The organism is Vibrio sp. 10N.247.310.17 (assembly GCF_041466605.1).
Classification (GTDB): domain Bacteria; phylum Pseudomonadota; class Gammaproteobacteria; order Enterobacterales; family Vibrionaceae; genus Vibrio; species Vibrio tasmaniensis_A.
Genome location: NZ_JBFSTC010000029.1, coordinates 22,525 through 39,221, shown reverse-complemented (window position 1 = coordinate 39,221; position 16,697 = coordinate 22,525). Strand labels below are relative to the sequence as shown.

At 45.2% G+C, this 16,697-nt stretch carries 11 protein-coding genes; 1 reads left to right on the top strand and 10 read right to left on the bottom strand.

Features of this window, described 5'->3' with window-relative positions; all coding sequences use genetic code 11:
• Nucleotides 1-16 precede the first annotated feature (16 nt).
• Together AB6D80_RS10580 and rapA are read right to left on the bottom strand one after the other, a co-directional pair.
• Entirely contained in the window at nt 17-751 is a 735-nt protein-coding gene (locus tag AB6D80_RS10580; protein WP_372188463.1) for a pseudouridine synthase, read from the bottom strand.
• Nucleotides 752-931: 180 nt separating this feature from the next.
• Nucleotides 932-3,841 carry an RNA polymerase-associated protein RapA gene (gene rapA / locus AB6D80_RS10575; protein WP_102250497.1) on the bottom strand — a complete coding sequence of 970 codons (2,910 nt, stop codon included), beginning with the start codon at nt 3,839-3,841 and terminating at the stop codon, nt 932-934.
• A 419-nt stretch (nt 3,842-4,260) separates the two neighbouring features.
• On the opposite strand from rapA, the gene AB6D80_RS10570 reads away from it, so the two are divergent.
• Entirely contained in the window at nt 4,261-5,640 is a 1,380-nt protein-coding gene (locus tag AB6D80_RS10570; protein WP_009847842.1) for a PhoH family protein, read from the top strand.
• Between the two features lie 104 nt (nt 5,641-5,744).
• Here the strand turns inward: AB6D80_RS10570 and tldD are convergent, their stop codons facing one another.
• The 8 genes from tldD to AB6D80_RS10530 all read right to left on the bottom strand — a co-directional run bounded on the left by tldD (nt 5,745) and on the right by AB6D80_RS10530 (nt 16,666).
• Nucleotides 5,745-7,190, bottom strand: a complete 1,446-nt coding sequence (gene tldD, locus AB6D80_RS10565; RefSeq protein WP_371701438.1) for a metalloprotease TldD — start codon at nt 7,188-7,190, stop codon at nt 5,745-5,747.
• A gap of 19 nt (nt 7,191-7,209) precedes the next feature.
• Entirely contained in the window at nt 7,210-8,022 is an 813-nt protein-coding gene (locus AB6D80_RS10560) for a carbon-nitrogen hydrolase family protein (RefSeq protein ID WP_009847844.1), read from the bottom strand.
• 115 nt (nt 8,023-8,137) lie between these two features.
• A complete protein-coding gene (locus tag AB6D80_RS10555; protein WP_372188461.1) occupies nt 8,138-12,010 on the bottom strand; it encodes a YhdP family protein in 3,873 nt (1,290 codons plus the stop codon).
• Between the two features lie 10 nt (nt 12,011-12,020).
• Nucleotides 12,021-13,490, bottom strand: coding sequence for a ribonuclease G (rng, locus tag AB6D80_RS10550; protein WP_372188458.1), 1,470 nt, complete (start codon nt 13,488-13,490; stop codon nt 12,021-12,023).
• Between the two features lie 20 nt (nt 13,491-13,510).
• Nucleotides 13,511-14,155 (bottom strand): nucleoside triphosphate pyrophosphatase, encoded by a 645-nt coding sequence (locus AB6D80_RS10545; RefSeq protein ID WP_372188456.1) that lies wholly within the window; start codon nt 14,153-14,155, stop codon nt 13,511-13,513.
• A 7-nt stretch (nt 14,156-14,162) separates the two neighbouring features.
• Nucleotides 14,163-14,651 (bottom strand): rod shape-determining protein MreD, encoded by a 489-nt coding sequence (mreD, locus tag AB6D80_RS10540; RefSeq protein WP_135382239.1) that lies wholly within the window; start codon nt 14,649-14,651, stop codon nt 14,163-14,165.
• On the bottom strand, nt 14,641-15,528 hold the full coding sequence (gene mreC, locus AB6D80_RS10535; protein ID WP_135382240.1) for a rod shape-determining protein MreC: 888 nt from the start codon (nt 15,526-15,528) through the stop codon (nt 14,641-14,643). The genes mreD and mreC overlap by 11 nt, the downstream gene beginning before the upstream one ends.
• 94 nt (nt 15,529-15,622) lie before the next feature.
• Nucleotides 15,623-16,666 carry a rod shape-determining protein gene (locus tag AB6D80_RS10530; RefSeq protein ID WP_009847850.1) on the bottom strand — a complete coding sequence of 348 codons (1,044 nt, stop codon included), beginning with the start codon at nt 16,664-16,666 and terminating at the stop codon, nt 15,623-15,625.
• Between the last annotated feature and the right edge of the window lie 31 nt (nt 16,667-16,697).

The window sequence follows — 16,697 nt, the reverse complement described above, 5'->3', positions numbered from 1 at the left end:
TATTGATGGCACCATTCTAAGCTTTTGGCTTACTGTAGTCTGGAAGCTCTGGCGCAATTTCAAAGTGCTGCTCGATTTGTGGCGATGCTTGAGGGTAAAAATCACAAGGCACGAAGGCTTTGAACAGTTGGTTGTTCGCTGGATGATAGAAGCTCAGTTCACACGCATGTAAAGCTAGCCGATCGCTATACTCAAAAGCTTCAGGCGTTGCGTAAAACTCGTCGCCCACAATTGGATTCCCTATTTCCATACAATGCATACGCAACTGATGAGAGCGGCCGGTGATAGGCAGTAGCTTCAATAAGGTCGTTTGAGCCTCTTGTTGCTCAACCACATAGCGAGTCTGAGATGGTTTACCCTCGTCGAAACACACTTTCTGTCTAGGACGATTCGGCCAGTCGCAAATAAGAGGAAGATCAATCAAACCTTCCTTGTCTTCCATTGAACCCCACACTCGTGTGTAATAAAGTTTGTGTGTCAGTCGATATTGAAATTGCTTCTTCAAATTCCGCTCAGCCTGCTTATGCTTAGCCAATAGCATCAAGCCTGATGTCGACACATCCAACCGATGCACAACCTGAATCTCCGGAAAATCCACAACCAACCGACTCCACATACTGTCGTAGTGTTCTGGCAGTCTCCCCGGCACCGAAAGTAGGCCTGCAGGCTTGTTCACCACAAGAATATCATCATCTTGATAGATAATATCAGTCCACGGTTCACGTGGTGGTGTGTACTGTTCTAACGCCACTAGAGCCTCTTAACTACTAAGGAAGTTTTGATTTTTTACTTTATTTCGCGATTGTTCACTAGATAGGAATATAATCGAGCGCTAAGCTTTAACCCAGCTACAGTTTAACCAAACTACAGATACAAATAAGGCCTTCGTGATGAAGGCCTTATTTCGTTAAAGCATTTCGCTAATTCAAAACTAGTTGTGAGAAACCACAATCAAACGTAGCGAATCAAGCTGAACCTGAGCCTTGCTGATGTAACCTGTCAGTTCGTTGATTTGAGCTTCGATAACCTCTAGCTCTTCATCACGAATGTTAGGGTTAACCGCTTTAAGCGCTTGTAGACGCTCTAACTCACCGTTCAAGTTAGTTTGCATATCTTTCTGAGCTTGTTGACGAACTTCTTCAACCTTCGGCAGTACATGCGTCTCACCTGCTTCGATTAGTTTGTGAATCTCACCTTGTACCGAGTTCACTAGCTTGCTCGCTAAATGACGGTTTACCGGGCTTAGTTGACGGTTAAAGCTATCGAATTCAACCTGAGCAGATAAATCGTTACCACGACCATCCATCATCAAGCGAATCGGCGTCTTAGGCAGGAACTGGCTGATACCGCTGCGCTTTGGCGCTTGTGCATCAACAAGGTAAACCAACTCAAGTAGAATCGTACCGACTGGCAGCGCTTTGTTCTTCAGTAGAGATACCGCAGACGCACCCACACCTTCACTCAATAGCAGATCAATACCGCCCTGAATCATTGGGTGTTCCCAGCTAATAAAATTCATGTCTTCACGAGAAAGCGCGGTTTCACGGTCAAACGTAATCGTTGCACCTTCATAAGGTAAGCCTGGGTAGCTTGGCACCATCATGTGTTCAGAAGGTGTCACAACGAGCGCATTTTCACCCTTGTCATCTTGGTTCAGACCAATGGTGTCAAACAGGCTCAGTGCAAAAGAAACTAGGTTAGTATCACCATCAGTAGACGCGATCTTTTCAGCAATCTCATGGGCTTTATCGCCACCATTTGAATGCATCTCTAGTAGGCGATCTCGGCCTTTTTCTAGATCCGATTTCAGGCTTTGATTGAGCTTCGCTGATTCTTCAATGACTTCATCAAGCTGCTCAGTGTTACCAGAAGCCAGCATTTCGATCAGTACATCAGAATACTTATCGTAAACCGTGCGACCAGTAGGACAAGTCTCTGCGAATGCATTCAAACCTTCATCGAACCAACGCGCTAGAATCGCTTGCGATGTGCCTTTTAGGTAAGGGACATGAATGTCGATATCTCGAAGTTGACCGATACGGTCCAAACGACCAATACGTTGTTCAAGCAAATCCGGGTTAAACGGAAGATCGAACATCACTAACTGGTTAGCAAACTGGAAGTTACGACCTTCAGAACCGATTTCGCTACAGATAAGAACCTGAGCGCCGCCCTCTTCTTGAGCAAAGTAAGCCGCAGCTTTATCACGCTCTAGAATCGACATGCCTTCGTGGAATACCGTTGCACGCACACCTTCACGCTCACGCAGTGCTTGTTCTAATTGCAAAGCAGTACTTGCACGAGAAGCGATCACTAGGATCTTTTCGCTGCGCTTGTCTTGGATTTTTTCAATCAACCAGTTCACACGTGAATCGAACTGCCACCAGCTTGAATCTTCACCTTCAAATTCTTGGAAGATCTCTTCTGGATACAACATCTTCATCGCTCGAGCTTCTGGCGCCATCTTGCCACCGATCATGCCCGATACACGCATCGAGGTTGTGTACTGCGTTGGAATATCCATCGGCAGTAGATTTACATTACGCTTAGGGAAGCCTTTGATTGCAGCACGTGTGTTTCTGAAAAGAACACGGCCAGTACCATGGCGATCCATAAGGTTATCAATAAGTTCTTGGCGAGCTAAGGCTTGCTCTTCTTCGCTGCTATCACCTTCGATAACACGGAACAGTGGCTCAACATCTTGCTCAGACAGAAGTTCTGTAATTTGGTTCTTCGCGCTGTTTTCAAGCTTCACGCCAGAGAACAATGCCGTTACAGCATCAGCAACTGGCGCGTATTGGTCTTCTTCTTCAACGAATGCTTCGTAATCGTAGAAGCGATCAGGATCAAGCAGACGAAGACGCGCAAAGTGACTCTCACGACCAAGCTGTTCAGGGGTCGCTGTCAGTAGTAATACGCCAGATGTGTTTTCAGCTAATCCTTCAACCACTTGGTATTCGCGGCTCGGTTTGTCTTGGCTCCACTCAAGGTGGTGCGCTTCATCGACAACCAACAAATCCCATTCACCTTCAAGTGCTTGCTCGTAGCGCTTACGGCTCTTGCGTAGGAAATCCAAAGAACACAGGACGTATTGCTGTGTATCGAATGGATTATCTGATTCTGCAAAAGATTCAATACAACGCTCTTCATCAAAGATAGAGAAGTGCAGGTTGAAACGGCGCATCATCTCAACTAGCCATTGGTGTTGTAGTGTTTCAGGAACCACAATCAGAATACGCTCAGCACGGCCAGACAACACCTGTTGGTGGATAATCATACCCGCTTCTATGGTTTTACCTAGGCCAACTTCATCGGCGAGTAAAACACGCGGAGCGTGACGACGACCCACTTCATGAGCAATGTAAAGCTGATGAGGGATAAGACCTGCACGCATACCACACAAGCCGCGCATTGGGCTCTTATGTTGTTGGTATTGGTTGCTTAAAGCACGGTAGCGCAACACAAAGTTATCCATACGGTCGATTTGACCTGCGTACAGCTTATCTTGTGGCTTGTTAAAGCGGATCTGGTTACTTAAAAAGATTTCACGCAGAGTCACCTCTGTCTCTTGAGTATCTTCACGAGTACCCAAATAAGTCAGTAGCCCTTTATCTTCGATAACTTCTTCAACAGATAAAGACCAACCTTCTTGGCATTCGATGACATCGCCTACATTGAACGCCACTCGGGTTACGGGAGCATCTGTGCGTGCATAGACGCGGTTTTCTTCTGACGCAGCAAACATTACTGTCACTGTGCGAGCATCCATTGCTACAACGGTACCTAAACCTAAATCGCTCTCCGTATCGCTTATCCAGCGTTGCCCCAAAGCAAATGTCATGAATCGACTACCTCAATCTTATAGTTGGAATTTGGTCTTTCTAACTGCAATTTCAAACAAGAACGTTATTGCTCTTGAACTAAAAATATAGCCAAAAATGCCTAGTTTGCAGCCACTTTTTAAGTGCGCTCTTAATAATAAATATCTTGAGAAAATGGTGCAGAAAAAGGTCGCTAATCTTACTCGATGCTGTGATTTAGGTCACGCCTAAAGGAGACGATTTCATACTTTTTTTCTGTTTTCATAAGTGCAATCAAACTGTCAAAAAATCATGGTTATTCTATGGAGAGCAGAATGCAGCTCTCAAATGAAGTTTAGGTGAGTTGTTGACTATCACTAGAATCAGATACTAACCTTTATATGAGCTTAATCTACGTTCAATGAATGCAAGGCAAGCCGCACGTCGGCAAGGAGATGCTATGGGCGAGACCAACCGGAAGCTATTTGTTTTAGACACCAATATCCTACTTCACGAACCCTTCGCTATATTTTCTTTCCAAGAGCACGATGTCGTTATCCCAATGACAGTGCTAGAAGAACTCGACAGAATCAAAGACAGTAAAAGAGATGTTGCTCGAGATGCGAGAATTGCGATTCGAACGCTCGAAGACTTATTCAGGGAAGCCACACCAGACCAAATATCGGAAGGCATCCCTTTTTCTAAAGACATAAACGCATCTGGCAGTATTTCAATACTCGCTGACTACGAACTTCAAGAAAGCATCAAAGCCTTCGCCGATGACAAAGCTGGCGATAACCGAATCCTCAACGCAGTCCTCTATCTTCAAAATAAACGCGCGCCACGCGAAGTGGTTCTTATCACCAAAGACATCAACATGCGTTTACGAGCCAAAGGCGCCGGTGTCCGTTTTGTTGAAGACTATCAAACCGACCAATTGATTGATGATATCCAATACCTCACCAAAGGCTTCCAACAACTGGAAGGCTCATTTTGGGATGGTATCGATAATGTCGAGAGCAGAAGTTTAGGCGGAAAGACGCTGCACACCTTAGCAAGAGCGCCGTTCGAGCCAACCTTTCTCAACCAGTATGTGATTGACGAAGAAAGTGACTTTGCCGCTCGAGTCGAAGAGATTGAAACTGAAAGTATTACACTAAGAGACCTCAGTCGCGAAAGACTAATGAATCGCAGAGCATGGGACATCACACCCAAAAACGTTTATCAAGGCATGGCGATCGATGCCCTGCTCGACCCTGATATTGATCTGGTGATTCTTACAGGCGCAGCGGGGAGTGGTAAGACGCTGTTAGCCATGGCAGCTGCACTTGAACAAACTATTGAACGTAAACAGTTCGATAAGATCATCGTAACCCGAAACACACCTGATATAGGTGAGTCGATAGGGTTTCTTCCGGGTACAGAGGAAGAGAAGATGTTGCCTTGGTTAGCTGCAGTGACTGATACACTGGAAGCGCTGCACAAGAACGATCACTGCACAGAAGGCTCGATGAAGTACATCTGTGATAAAGCCAACATCCAGTTCAAATCGATTAACTTTATGCGTGGCCGTTCAATTCAGAATGCATTTGTGCTTTTGGATGAGTGTCAGAACCTTACCGCTTCACAAATCAAAACCATCATCACCCGTTGTGGTGAAGGGACCAAGATCGTCTGCTCAGGAAACCTAGCGCAGATAGATTCTTCCTACCTAACTCCTGTAACCTCGGGGCTCACCTACATGGTTGAGCGTTTTAAAAACTTCGAAGGCAGTGCCAACATCCACCTCAATGGTGTGGTGCGTAGCCGACTGGCTGAGTTCGCGGAAGAGAACATGTAGACTCTGCGCGCTCACTGAACCAGTAACCTATAAACAAAAAGCGCCTCACAATAGAGGCGCTTTTCAATTTATCTTTACAGTGAATTTTCAGAGGCTAATCAGCTTTACTCAGTACCACCGACGGTTAGCGAGTCTAGCTTCAATGTTGGCTGACCAACACCCACTGGCACACTTTGACCAGCCTTACCACATACACCAACACCACGGTCAATGCTTAGGTCATTACCGACCATAGACACCTGCTGCATTGCTTCGATACCAGAACCGATCAGCGTCGCGCCCTTCACTGGGTGAGTGATCTTGCCGTTTTCAATCATGTACGCTTCAGAAGCTGAGAACACAAACTTACCTGATGTGATATCAACCTGACCGCCACCGAAGTTCGGTGCGTAGATGCCTTTCTCAACCGTTGCAATGATCTCTTCCGGTGTGTGTTCGCCCGGCAGCATGTATGTATTCGTCATACGTGGCATTGGAAGATGCGCGTAAGACTCACGACGACCGTTACCTGTAGGTGCTACACCCATTAGACGAGCGTTTAGCTTATCTTGCATGTAACCTTTTAAGATGCCGTTTTCGATTAGCGTATTGTACTGACCATTAACACCCTCATCATCAACGTTCAATGAACCGCGTAGATCCGTTAATGTACCGTCATCAACAATCGTACATAGGCTTGATGTAACTTGCTCGCCGATCTTGCCAGAAAATACTGAAGACTCTTTACGGTTGAAATCACCTTCTAAACCGTGGCCTACCGCTTCATGCAGTAGAACACCTGGCCAACCAGAACCAAGAACCACAGGCATTGCACCAGCAGGCGCAGCAACCGCTTCAAGGTTAACTAATGCTTGGCGAATGGCCTCATCAGCGAACTGGTAAGCAACTTGAAAACCGTTAGCATCACTTAAGAAAAAATCGTAACCAAAACGACCACCGCCACCGGCACTGCCACGTTCACGACGATCGCCTTTCTGTGCAAGTACGCTAATTGATAAACGAACCAACGGGCGAATATCACCAGCGAAGGTACCATCAGTTGCCGCAACAAGCATCTGTTCATGTACACCACTTAGGCTCACCGATACTTCAGTTACCATCGGTTCTTTAGTACGAATGTAAGCATCAAGCGCTTTAAGTAATTCTGTCTTTTGCTGTTTTTCCCAGCTTGCTAGCGGGTTAACTGCATCATAGTAAGCTTGGTTAGAGTTACGCTTGAAAGCTTGTACCTTACCGTTTTGCCCTTGCTTAGCGATACCGCGAGCCGCGATTGCACTCTGTTTAAGGCCATCCAATTGGATTTGGTCAGAGTAAGCAAAACCGGTTTTTTCACCAGATACCGCTCGTACACCAAGACCACAATCGATATTGAAAGAGCCGTCTTTAATAATGCTGTCTTCTAGCACTAAAGATTCATGCCAGCTTGACTGAAAGTAGATATCAGCATAATCAATTTGGCGGGTAGCAATGCTCGCCAATGTATCTGCGATATTTTGCTCCGTCAGCCCTGTTGGGTTTAGTAGCGCTTCTTCAATTTGATTGATGCTCATAAATGGCTCTTATTTGTAATTAAAATTGATTGGTAAATCGAGAATGCTGCGCGATTGGCATATTTTGCCTGATTGATTCGCAACTGGATGTGTCTATCTCAACCACCATACTTTTAGGATCTTGGTCTAGTTGTGCAACCACTCGTCCCCATGGATCAACCACCATTGAGTGTCCCCATGTTTCTCTTTGGCAAGGGTGATTTCCGCCTTGCCCTACCGCGATAATCCACGATTGCGTTTCGATCGCGCGGCATCTTAATAATGCTTCCCAGTGAGCTTGCCCTGTTACTGCGGTAAAAGCTGCCGGTACCACTATGATTTGTGCACCTTGCTTGCGTAACTCTGAATACAAGTGCGGAAAGCGCACATCATAACAAATACTCAAACCTAAGCGACCAAAAGGCGTTTCCGTTGTTACCACTCGGTCACCGGGCGTGAAAATATCCGATTCTCGATAGCACTTATGTGCATCAGCAACATCCACATCAAACATGTGTAGCTTATCGTAATGGGCCACTAAGCAACCAAAATCATCAACCACCAAAGTTGTGGTAGTCACGCCTTTAGCTGTGCTTATCGGCATACTGCCAATAACAATCCAAATTCGGTAAAGCTTTGCTAGCTCAGAGACTTTCTTTTGCAGTGGACCATCATTTAGAGGCTCAGCATACTGGTGATAGTCGGCTTTACTGCCAAAGACTAACGCGTTTTCAGGGCACACAACCCACTTAGCCCCCAACTCTTTGCACTTTGCTACTTCTTGAGCAAGATAATCAAAGTTCAAGTCAGGGCGAGGGCCTGATGTCATTTGAATCAACCCAACACAATCCATGTGTATCGCTCCTACATTCATTATGATTCAGAAATCAGCATTTCACCGTATATTAACTGATTAGGATACTAAGGTCTTTTCGGCTAATTTAAGATTTATTGGGCTAATTTAAGGCTTATTCGGCTAATTTTCTGAGTTTTTCTGGTAGCTGGAATTCTCCAGAACTGCGAGAAAGCTCGCTCACTGTTGGTGAATCCAACGGCCCTTTCACCGAATAATTAACTTGGGTAAAGACTTCAACAACCGGAGAAATAACCGTAGTCACCGCTAACACGTATAGCGCTGTTTGAGGCGTTACCGCAAAAGCCGTTAATACTGGAATCCCGGAGGTAATATCTGGGGTGAAGTTCACTTCAGCATCGACCTCGCGTGTATTGAGGTTGGCGATCCCTTTTATTTTCATCTCACCGGCGACCGCATCCATATTCAGATCATTAGTTAGAAAGATACCATTTTGAATCTCGCCAGTTCCTGTGATGCTGTTGAATGCCATGCCATTATCAAATACGTCCGAGAAGTCGAGCTGCATCTTACGGATAATCGAATCTAGGCTAAACAGCCCCAGTAATCGAGCTGCGCCACTCACATCCGAGATAATACCTTTACCAAATTGGGTTTTAACGTTGCCATCAAGGGTATCCATTTTGATCCCCCAAGGCGAACCATCCCAAGTCAATTGACCTTCTAACTCAAAGGGCGCTTTTTGAATCCCGGAAGTAATACCGAAACGCTCCATTAACTCACTGTTGTTTTCACCTTCAACATCAAGAGTTAACGATGAATGACTCTTATCGCCTTGCAGTTCCCACCAGCCACTGATATCCGCTTTATTTCCGCCGCTTCTCACCTGAATCTTATTCCACTCAATGCGGTCTTCCTTTCTCGTCATTTCAACATCAACCTTGCCAACTTTATAGCCTTGAAGCCAGAAGTCGTTCAGGGTCAACGTCAAATTCGGCATCGCATCATGGAGCTTTCTATCCAACTCAGAGATCAACGGTGCTTCTTGCGCCTTACGCTGTAGCAGTTGATCTTGGTTTTTCTTGTCACTCCACCCAGGAACAAACAGATGCAGGCGATCCAATGAAACCGTCAAATCATAAGGTGGCAGGTAGTTAATATCCCCTTCTAGCTCTTGGCTAGACACTTCCATTTGCCATGCTTGCTTATTTTTTCGAGCGCTAAAATCAACATCATTCCAAGAAATACCACCTAAGATCAGCTCTTTGCTCTCGAAGGTGATGCGACGTGGCGCTGGAATGGTTGGCGTGTTCATCTGGCTAAGGACAGCATCCGATGGTTGCACTGGCTCCATGACTACTGACAGCCAGTCATCGGCATTGAACTTATCGGTACGAATCAAGGCATGGTGCCCTACCACGGGGCTAATTTTATAGCCACCACGACCAAGGACTAAATTGGTCGCCGTTAATTCAGGAACATCGCCGGAAATATCAATCTCAGCTTGGTATTTAGTGCTCGGCAATTGCAGACGCGCGGTAATCGATTCTTGATTGCCCGAGGCTTGTAGCCTTGCCGAGCCACTTTCTAATGACTTTTTAGCTAATGGGTATGGGTAATCACTCGCTAAGTATTTGAGGTCTGACTGTAAGTCGAGTTGGTAAGTAAAACCAATATCATTAAGTTGAATATCGATCTGGCTTTGCCATTGTGCATGACCCGACAAACGGCTTAACCACTGCTCTCCGACATACGGCTTTAGAGGATTGACGTCCCAATCACCTAACACATCAAGATCCACTGCATAGCCAGGTCCATCATTAAGACCTTTAAAGTCAACCGAGATACCTTGATTAAGCAAATCAGCTGCAAGACCACTTGCTGTCACGACATCATTATCAAATTCAATACGACCAGTGGTGTTCTCTAGCACCATTGGTGGAGCTTCAATCTCAACATGATTACCACTCAGATCTGCATATCCCCACGCTCTAGGTTCTTGTTCAGAATCAAACGGAATATTAAGCTGGAACTCAGAAGAGACATCACCACTCACTTTAAGTGCGGTTAACGCAGCACCCACAGAATCTACGAGTGGCGAAGCAGTCATGTAATTTCGAACTGCATTACCAGACGCCGTTGCTTTAGCTTCAATTTCGATATGGCCGCCTTCCCCTAAATAAGGAATACGACCAGTGATTCGATCTGCCGCCACATCCATCAATTGAGCGGAGCGAGAGTCTAAATACATCGCATCATTTTCAAATAACAGATCAAGTTGAAGGTCGGTTATCAATGGCCACGCGGTATCGAAGCTGAACTTAGCGTCTTCTAAGCCAACCCAAACTTGGAAAATACCATCATGATTGGTGTACGGATATTGGGCTAATTCACCATGCCAAAGTAATTTAACGGTGTCGGCCTTACCCGCTTGAATCGCCGTTGAAAGGTAATCGGTTAAGTCTTGACCAAGTGCTAATGTCGGTAAATAGCGCCATGTTTCACCGACGTTGTAAGCGTCCGCTTCACCATAGAAAGAAAGATAAGGGCTAGCGTTAGTTGGGAAGTCCAAGCGAAATGCGCCTAGTACTTGTAAATCTGGCGTGGCTGCAGTGATTTTGTCCGACCACAGTTTCCAGCCGTTTTCATCTTGCTGCCAAACAATATCAACCTGACCTTGTTTGATATTCAGAGGCGCTTGGAATACATCACCATAAGGAAACACATCATCAATAACATATAAGCTGGCTTTCGCTTCCGAAGCCGAGCCAAACACATGCCCTGATACTTGGCTAAAGCCAGGGACTAAATCCCATTGTTCGATCGCCAAATCGGAAAAGTTCGCAGAGTAACGCAAGCTTTCAATTCCAGAGTCCATCGCAACGCGAATGTCTGAAACGATACCGCCCGGAGCCAATGCATTGATCATTTGGGTAGATTGCGAAGAATCTGGCATCAACTTGATCAACGGGGTAATGGTTTCAACATCAAGTTCAGAAACATTAAGTTCCCACGGGCCTTTATTCCACTTGAAAGCGACATCAAGCTCAGGCCAAGGCCTGTCATCCGTTCTTAGATTTAGTGAGTGACCATTTACCTGCCATCCACCATCAATGGGTGATAATTTAAAAACACCCGACTCAAGCATCAAGTCATGTTGACCATCTTCATTCCAAGTCAGTTCTGAAGGTAATACCTCAACATAAGCGCTAACTGGCTTGCTATTTCGTAGCGTTAGCCAGCTATTCAAGCTCACCGTGCCCGTCTCAATGCCGGATTCTGCCTGCATATAACGAGTTAACCAAGGCATTACTGAGATACTATCCGCGCTGACATAAAACTCGCCCGTCATATCAGTTAAAGAACCACCATCAACAAAGTTAGCACTTACTGACAAAGAGTTGAGGTTAGCGTCTTTAATACTTACTACACCCTCCGCAAGGTGATGTTTACCTGAGTTTTGCCATTTTAAAGTTTCGATATCAAGCTGACGTTCTTCACCAGAGATAGTTCGATATAGAAGAGAGGAGTCTTTAGCGGTCACATCCACCAAAGTTTTTAGAAGTAAATTGTCCAGCTCCTGCATCACTCGCTTGGAAGAGCCGGGGTCTTTAGGTTCATCTTTACCGTTTTGCCCGGCAAATAGATCAATTGAGCGGATGTCGAGGTACATTTGATTCATGACCAAATCGGCCACAACAGGACGCATCTGCACGACCGATTGAATCAAGTCAAACTCAACTTCAACACGCTCAACAGAGAAAGCTACATCTTCTGCGTTGGGAAGGCTAGCCTTAACACCTTGCAGAGCAATAGAGGGATGAGTGTTACGCCAAAAACCACCCACATCTTGAATAGAAAACTCAAAACCGGAATGTTGGTTTACCCAAAGCTCAATTTCAGATTGATACTTATTTAAATTAGGTAAGGCTACACGCAGTGTAGTGACAGCAATGGCTAGTGTTACTAAGAGAGTAACCACTAACCATAAACATGTACGAAGAATCAGAGTAACGCTTGAACTCACAAAATATCCATTACATCATAACAACATCAAACTGCTCTTGTATGTACAGAGGCTCAGCCTGGATTTTAACTTGCTTACCAATAAACACTTCAAGCTCAGCAAGCGCGTGAGATTCCTCGCCTTCTAACGCCTCGGCAACGGCAGCCGCCGCATAAACAACAAACTTATCGGCGTCATACGCGCGATTCACTCGTGTGATCTCTCGAAGAATTTCATAACAAACGGTTTCAACTGTCTTCACGCTACCGCGACCTTCACAAGCAGGGCAGCTAGAACACAGAATATGCTCAATACTTTCACGAGTACGTTTACGAGTCATCTCAACCAAACCAAGCTGTGTGAAGCCATTAATGTTGGTTTTCACACGGTCTTTATCGAGAGCAGCTTCTAAAGAAGTTAGTACTCGCTTACGGTGTTCTTCAGACAGCATATCAATAAAATCGATAATGATGATGCCGCCTAAATTACGAAGGCGAAGTTGACGAGCAATAGCTTGTGTCGCTTCGACGTTAGTATTGAAAATCGTCTCTTCTAGATTACGACGACCAACAAAGGCACCAGTATTGATATCAACAGTGGTCATCGCTTCTGTTTGGTCGATAATCAGATACCCACCAGACTTCAATTCGACTTTGCGATCCAATGAACGTTGAATTTCGTTCTCGGTATCGTACATATCAAAGATAGGCTTATCACCTTCATACAACTCAAGCTTGTCTGTTAGCTCAGGCACGTATTCAGAAGTAAACTCTTTTAGGTTTTCATATTCTAGACGAGAATCGACCTGAATCTTGCTCAGCTCAGTACAGACAAAATCACGTAAGATACGTTGGCTTAAGCACAACTCACCATACAAGCGAGTACGAGCTTTGTGCTTACCACGACGTTCTAACACCTTTAGCCATAATCGCTTCAAGAATGCGGCATCTTGCGCCAACTCATTTGAATCTGCGCCTTCTGCTGCCGTACGGATGATGAAGCCACCGTGCTCGTCACAGTAACGAGACACGACTTTTTTTAGGCGGTTGCGTTCTGACTCACTATCAATTCTCTGAGAAACACCAACGTGGCTTGCGCCCGGCATGAATACCAGATAACGAGATGGTAATGTAATGTCAGTGGTTAGACGGGCACCTTTGGTACCAAGAGGATCTTTGACCACTTGAACGACAATATCTTGCCCTTGGCGAACAAGCTCTGAAATATCACGAACCTGAAATTGCTTCTTTTCATTCTCAGCAACACATTCAGTGTGGGGGACAATATCAGAGGCGTGCAAAAAAGCTGCTTTATCAAGGCCAATATCCACAAATGCCGCCTGCATTCCAGGCAAAACACGGCTTACACGTCCTTTGTAGATATTTCCTACGATCCCGCGTCGAGCATCTCGTTCGACATGGATCTCTTGAAGAGCTCCCCCTTCAATCATGGCCACACGAGTCTCACTCGGGGTCACGTTCAGCAACAATTCAGCACTCATGGTGCACCTCAGATTAGTAATTATAAGAATTCTTGCAGTAGCTGGTCCGTTTCAAATAAAGGTAAGCCGACAACGGCGTAATAACTACCTTCGATTCGGGTAACAAAGCGTCCGCCCAAACCTTGGATCCCATAGCTACCAGCTTTATCGCATGGCTCCCCTGTTTGCCAGTATTGTTCTATTTCTTTTTCACTGAGGGGTTTAAACCATACGTCGGTAATAATGATTTCTGTCTTTTGTTTTCCTTCCGATACAACAGAAACTGCCGTCATCACTTGGTGACGACCATTCGCTAACTGAGTAAGCATACGCTTGGAGTCAGCAAGGTCTATTGGCTTCTCGAGCACTTGCCCTTGGCTTACGACGACTGTGTCAGAGCCCAGAACCACTGTTTCATAATCAAGAGAAATAGCATCAGAACTAGCAACTACAGTATCAGAACCAGAAGCAACATGCTGTTTTTCAGAAGGGTTATCTTTCAATAAAGACAACGCAGCTAAGGCTTTATCTAAAGATAGTCGCTTAACGTACTCTTCGGCGGTTTCTTGAGCGTGTTTACACTCTTCGACATCAGTTACAAGGACAGAAAACTCATAACCGAGTTGAGATAGCAATTCTTTGCGGCGTGGAGAGCCGGATGCCAAAACTAAATGTTTCTTTTCCATCGTCACTCTACCTTACATGCCAATGGCGACGTACACGTCTCATTAATAAAAACATCCAAGGCCAAAGTATACAGTTTATCAATGCGCTCCATAGCGATAACGGATTGAAAACGACATCTTGGATCAAATATTCACCAAAGAATATCAGCACCTCAAACAACACAGTTAAGGCTGCAATGATTATCGCTTGCTGCCATAGCGCCATATTTCGAATCACGAGGAAGTTCATTGCAATAATGTACATTACTATTGCCAGCATCATGCCTCTAATACCGAGAGTCGAACCGATCAAAAGGTCCCACAATAAGCCCAGTACTAGAGCACTACCAACGTTAACTCTGTAAGGTAACGCTAAAACCCAATAGCAGGTAACCAGTAATAACCAAGATGGCCTGAATAGGTCTAAACTACCCGGCCAAGGGATCGTTTGTAGAATAAGTGCTATCAAAAATGAGCAGCCAATTACTACTTTGCTTCTTAAAACGCTATTGGCCATTTTCACCTTCTAACAATGCTTGTTCGATACTGGATTGCTCTGCTTGCATCTGTTTATTTTCATCAGGCCACACAAGCAACAAGTATCTGAGCTTATCAAACTCAACTACAGGTTCTGCTTTGATAACGGCGAACTCACGCTTCGGGTCATAATCAACGGCAGTCACATAAGCGACTGGGTAACCCTCTGGATATACACCACCGAGTCCAGATGTCACCAACAGATCTTCGTCTTGAATATCAGTACTGGTTGGAATGTGCTCTAACTGGATCTCATCAATCATGCCATTACCAGAAGCAATAACACGTATATCGTTACGAATAACCTGAACAGGAATTGCGTTATTTGCATCAGTCAGTAGCAAAACACGACTATTATGAGCAGCAACGAAAGTGACTTGACCAACAATGCCTTTTTCATTGATCACAGGCTGACCTTCGTACACTCCATCAATCTGACCTTTGTCGATCACGACTTGATGTCGGTATGGTGAAGTATCCACCGCCATAACCTCTGTGACGACCTTCTTCTCATCACGAATAAACGGTGAACCTAATAGCTTGCGAAGGCGCTTGTTTTCTTCTTGATATTGCTCAAGCAGAATCAACTCGCTCTTCAGTCGCAAGACTTCTCGTTTAATATTATGGTTGGATTCAATGAGCCCTTTGCGAGTACTAAAACGGTCGTATACGCCATCAAACATGGTGCGAGGCAAATTAGCGGCATACTGAATAGGCGCAACCATGCTGTTTAATAGATAGCGGACATTTGAGAATGCATCTAAACGACTATCAGCCAGCATAAGGCTGGCTGATAATGTTACAGCAAAAAACAGGCGCAATTGTAGAGAGGGACCTCTACCAAAAATTGGCTTCATTCTATATTTGGTCCTAGAGCGACATTTGATCCTATAGACAAGGTCTTAGGCTCTTTACATAAAACTAGACAAGAAAAGAGCCTAACACTAGATACTATTCTTCGCTGAAAAGATCACCGCCGTGCATGTCGATCATCTCTAGAGCTTTACCACCGCCTAGAGCAACACACGTTAATGGCTCTTCCGCCACAACAACAGGGATACCCGTCTCTTCAGTTAGCAGGCGATCAAGGTCTTTAAGCAGTGCACCACCACCTGTCAGTACCATACCGTTTTCTGAGATATCAGAGGCAAGCTCTGGTGGACACTGTTCAAGTGCAACCATTACTGCAGATACGATGCCAGATAAAGGTTCTTGAAGCGCTTCAAGGATTTCGTTTGAGTTTAGGCTAAAGCTACGAGGAACACCTTCAGCAAGGTTACGACCACGTACTTCAATCTCATCGACTTCATCGCCTGGGTAAGCAGAACCGATTTCGTGTTTGATCTTTTCGGCTGTTGCTTCACCGATCAAGCTGCCGTAGTTACGACGAACGTAGTTGATGATAGCTTCATCAAAACGGTCACCACCGATACGTACAGAAGACGAGTAAACCACACCGTTTAGTGAGATAACGGCAACTTCCGTCGTACCACCACCGATATCAACAACCATTGAACCTGTTGGCTCAGATACACGTAGGCCGGCACCAATCGCAGCAGCCATAGGCTCATCGATTAGGTAAACTTCACGAGCACCAGCACCCAGTGCTGATTCACGGATTGCACGGCGCTCAACTTGCGTTGAACCACAAGGAACACAAACCAATACGCGAGGGCTTGGTTTAAGAACACTGTTATCATGCACTTGCTTAATGAAGTGCTGAAGCATTTTTTCCGTTACGTAAAAGTCAGCAATTACGCCATCTTTCATTGGACGGATTGCTGAGATATTACCAGGCGTACGGCCAAGCATTTGCTTAGCAGCGTGACCAACCGCAGCGACACTCTTTGCAGAACCCGCACGATCTTGGCGGATAGCTACAACTGAAGGCTCATCAAGAACAATGCCTTGGCCTTTTACATATATAAGGGTATTGGCAGTACCTAAATCAATCGATAGGTCGTTTGAAAACATGCCACGAAGCTTTTTAAACATATTCTTCGCTCATCCTGCAAGAATTAGAAGA